The sequence below is a fragment of the Mycobacterium sp. 1165178.9 genome, assembly GCF_001673555.1.
In the GTDB taxonomy this organism is placed as follows: Bacteria; Actinomycetota; Actinomycetes; order Mycobacteriales; family Mycobacteriaceae; genus Mycobacterium.
In genome coordinates this window covers 1-4,087 of record NZ_LZMB01000593.1, presented here as the reverse complement: position 1 = coordinate 4,087, position 4,087 = coordinate 1, and the positions used below count along the sequence as shown (strand labels likewise).

Below are 4,087 nucleotides of genomic sequence, written 5' to 3'. Positions count from 1 at the left end.
GTGAGCCGGTACAACCCATCCGCAGCCACCAGCTCCACGCGGGTCTCGGCATTGGGCGCGCCCGGCTCGCAGACCGCCTGTAGATGGCTGCGGCGCTTGATGATTCGGCTCTTCACCACTCGCGGGAGCTCCAGCTCCGGGTCGACGGCCGCCCGGGCCAGGTATGTCTTACCGACCGATCCGCGGGAGAACAGCGTCTGGTAGGCGCCGCGCACCTCGCGCCTCGCGGTAAACAGCAGCACCCCGGCGGTCAGCCGGTCCAGCCGATGCGCCGGACTCAGCTCGGGCAGGTCCAGTTCCCGCCGCAGCCGCACCAGCGCGGTCTGCGCTACGTGGCGTCCGCGCGGCATGGTGGCCAAGAAGTGCGGCTTGTCGACAACCACGATGTCGGCGTCGCGATGCAGCACCGGGACGTCGAACGGGACGGGCACCTCGTCCGGCAGCTCGCGATACAGGTAGACGCTCGCGCCAGCGGGAAGCACTGTGCTGCTATCGATTACCGCGCCGTCGGCGCCGACGACCTCTCCGGCCAGCACCTTGGCGCGGGCCCGCGTGCCGAACCGGGCGGTGAGCTCGGCCAGCACCGGGCCGCCCCGCAGCCGCACCCGCGCCGGGCCAAGTCCGTCCCGCACGGGCAGTGGCGCCGGCCTCGCGGCCATATCAGGGCCTGCTCAACTGAGCGGGACCGGCTCGAGGATCTCGGCGCGCGCCTCGGGCGCGCTGGCGCGCAGCTCGTCGGCGGACACGTCATCGGGCTGGGCCTGGGACAAGATCTCGGCCTCCACCCGCGCGGTGTAATTCGCGACCTCGCGCCCGATCTCCTCCGCGGACCAGCCCAGCACCGGCGCGACGACGTCGGCGACCTCTCGCGCGCAGTCGACGCCGCGGTGCGGGTATTCGATGGAGACACGCATCCGGCGGGCCAGGATATCCTCCAAATGCAAAGCACCCTCGGCGGTTACGGCATATAGCGCCTCCACCCGCAGATAGCCCGGCGCCTCCTTGATCGGCTCGAGCAGGTCGGGGCTGTGGGCCGCCAGCGCCAGCACCTCACCGATCAGCGAGCCGTAGCGGTCCAGCAGATGACGCACGCGATAGGGGTGCAGACCCTGCAGCTGGGCGACGTGTTCGGCCTGGTTGATCAGCGCGAAGTAGCCGTCGGCGCCCAGCAGGCTGACCTTCTCGGTGATCGACGGCGCGACCCGGGCCGGAATGAATTGGGCCGCAGCATCAATCGCGTCGGCGGCCATCACCCGGTAGGTGGTGTACTTGCCGCCGGCGATGGCCACCAGGCCCGGTGCGGGCACCGCCACGGCGTGCTCCCGGGACAGCTTGGAGGTCTCCTCGCTCTCCCCCGCCAGCAGCGGCCGCAGCCCCGCGTACACGCCGTCGATGTCGGCATGTGTCAGCGGGATGGCCAGCACGGTGTTGACGGTTTGCAGGATGTAGTCGATGTCGGCCTTGGTGGCCGCCGGGTGGGCCAGGTCGAGATTCCAGTCGGTGTCGGTGGTTCCGATGATCCAGTGGCTGCCCCACGGGATGACGAACATCACCGATTTCTCGGTGCGCAGGATGATCGCGACGTCGCTGACGATGCGGTCGCGGGGCACCACCACATGCACGCCCTTGGACGCCCGGACCTGAAAACGACCGCGCTGCTTGGACAATGCCTGGATCTCGTCGGTCCACACCCCGGTCGCGTTGACCACCACGTGGCCGCGGACCTCGGTGAGCGCGCCGTCCTCGGAGTCGCGGACGCGCACACCGGTCACCCGATCGCCTTCGCGCAGCATCGCGACCACCTGGGTGGAGGTGCGCACCACCGCGCCGTAGTGCGCGGCGGTGCGCGCGACGGTCATGGTGTGCCGGGCGTCGTCGACAACCGTGTCGTAATAACGGATTCCGCCGATCAGCGAGCTGCGCTTGAGGCCCGGGCACAACCGCAACGCGCCGGCGCGCGTCAAATGCTTCTGCGCCGGAACGGATTTCGCGCCGCCCAGCCGGTCGTACAGAAAAATCCCGGCGGCGATGTACGGACGTTCCCACATGCGATTGGTCAACGGGAACAGGAACGGCATCGGCTTGACCAGATGCGGCGCCAACGTGGTCAGCGACAGTTCACGCTCGTACAGCGCCTCGCGCACCAGCCCGAACTCGAGCTGTTCGAGGTAGCGCAGGCCACCGTGGAACATCTTCGACGAACGGCTCGAGGTGCCGGAGGCGAAATCACGCGCCTCCACCAGCGCCACCTTGAGACCGCGGGTCGCGGCGTCCAGCGCGCAGCCCGAGCCCACCACGCCGCCTCCGATCACCACCACGTCGAACTGTTCGGTGCCCAGCCGTTCCCAGGCCAGCGCGCGTTGCCTAGGTCCCAGAGAGGAAGCCGTCCAGGTCTGTGCGCTACCCGGTGCCTGAATCGGGTTGCTCACGGCAGAGGGCTCCTCATCGGGGACACTCCTGTCGGTTACTCGTCAGTAGGACGCTGCTGCACCAAGGCTAACGGTTCCGGCGCTGGCCCGTGTGTCGACGCCGCCCAGCTACGCCGCGCCGGCGATCGCCACTAGTCGAGATCGTCGTGCGCCATCAGCCGCCGCGCGGCCTCGGTGACCGAGCCGGACAACGACGGGTAAACCGCCAGCGTCTGCGCCAGCTCGTTGACGGTGATCCGGTTCGTCACCGCCACGGCGATCGGCAGGATCAGCTCGGATGCGATGGGCGCCACCACCACGCCGCCGATGACCACGCCGGTGGCCTGGCGACAGAACAGCTTCACGAAGCCCTGGCGCAGGCCCGACATCTTGGCCCGCGCGTTGGTCCGCAGCGGCAGCATGACCGTGCGCGCCGGCACCGAACCATCGTCGATCATCGTCTGCGGGACCCCGACGGCGGCGATCTCGGGCCTGGTGAACACCGTCGCCGCCACCGTGCGCAGCCGGATGGGGCTGACGCCCTCGCCCAGCGCGTGGTACATCGCGATCCGGCCCTGCATGGCGGCGACCGAGGCCAGCGGCAGCAGACCCGTGCAGTCACCGGCGGCGTAGATGCCGGCCACCGAGGTCCGCGACACCCGGTCGACGGTCAGGTAGCCGCCGCGGCCCAGCTCGATGCCGACCCGGTCCAGGCCCAGGCCGCTGGTGTTGGGCACCGACCCGATGGTCATCAGGGCGTGGCTGCCCTCGACCGTGCGCCCGTCGGCCAGGGTGACCAGCACGCCGTCCTCCGTGCGGGTGACCGATTGCGCGCGGGCGTTCTTGACCAGCTGGACGCCGCGTTCGGAGAACGCCTCCTCCAGGACCAGGGCTGCGTCGGCGTCCTCGTAGGGCAGCACCCGGTCCCGGCTGGCCACGACGGTCACCGGGACGCCCAATTCGGTGTAGGCGTGCACGAATTCGGCGCCGGTGACCCCGGACCCGACCACGATGAGGTGCTCGGGGAGCGCCTTTAGGTCGTAGAGCTGGCGCCAGGTCAGGATCCGCTCGCCGTCGGGCGGCGCCGACGGCAGCACCCGCGGGCTTGCGCCGGTGGCGATCAGCACGACGTCAGCCTCGTACTCGCTGGTAACGGGGCCGTCGGGCCCCGGATCGGAATGGGTCGCTTTGACTCGGTGGCAGGCCAGTCCGGGGGTGGGATCGATCAGCTCACCGTGGCCGGCGACCACGTGCACGCCCACGCCCAGCAGCTGGTCGGTGATATCGGCGGACTGCTCGGTGGCGAGTTGCCTGACCCGGGCATGGATCTGCGGCAGCGAGATCTTGGCGTCGTCGATGTCGATGTCGAACCCGAGCCGCGGCGCCCGGCGCAGTTCGGTGCGCAGCCAGGTCGAGGCGATGAACGTCTTCGACGGCACACAGTCATCCAGGACGGCCGCCCCGCCGATGCCCTCGGAGTCGATCACCGTGACGCGGGTCGTGTCGGGGTGCGAGGTCGCGGCCACCAGCGCGGCTTCGTAACCGGCGGGGCCTCCACCGAGGATCACGATGCGGGTCACCACAGCCACTAACCTAACGAAGCGGCGGGGGGCCGGCGAATGCTCAGGGAAGACCCGCCAGCATCGGACGTCTAAGCTTTCCCCGTGCCGCTCTACGCC

General features: G+C 69.9%; 3 protein-coding genes. All 3 read right to left on the bottom strand.

Annotation, left to right across the window (positions count from 1 at the left end; genetic code table 11):
* Positions 1–659 (bottom strand): pseudouridine synthase (locus tag A5652_RS25990; RefSeq protein ID WP_067358802.1); only part of this gene is annotated, 659 nt, incomplete at its 3' end.
* A 12-nt stretch (positions 660–671) separates the two neighbouring features.
* Positions 672–2,429: a glycerol-3-phosphate dehydrogenase/oxidase gene (locus A5652_RS25985; RefSeq protein WP_067358800.1), complete on the bottom strand. Its 1,758-nt coding sequence runs from the start codon at positions 2,427–2,429 to the stop codon at positions 672–674.
* A 131-nt stretch (positions 2,430–2,560) separates the two neighbouring features.
* Positions 2,561–3,991 (bottom strand): NAD(P)H-quinone dehydrogenase, encoded by a 1,431-nt coding sequence (locus A5652_RS25980; protein WP_067358798.1) that lies wholly within the window; start codon positions 3,989–3,991, stop codon positions 2,561–2,563.
* Positions 3,992–4,087: the final 96 nt, after the last annotated feature.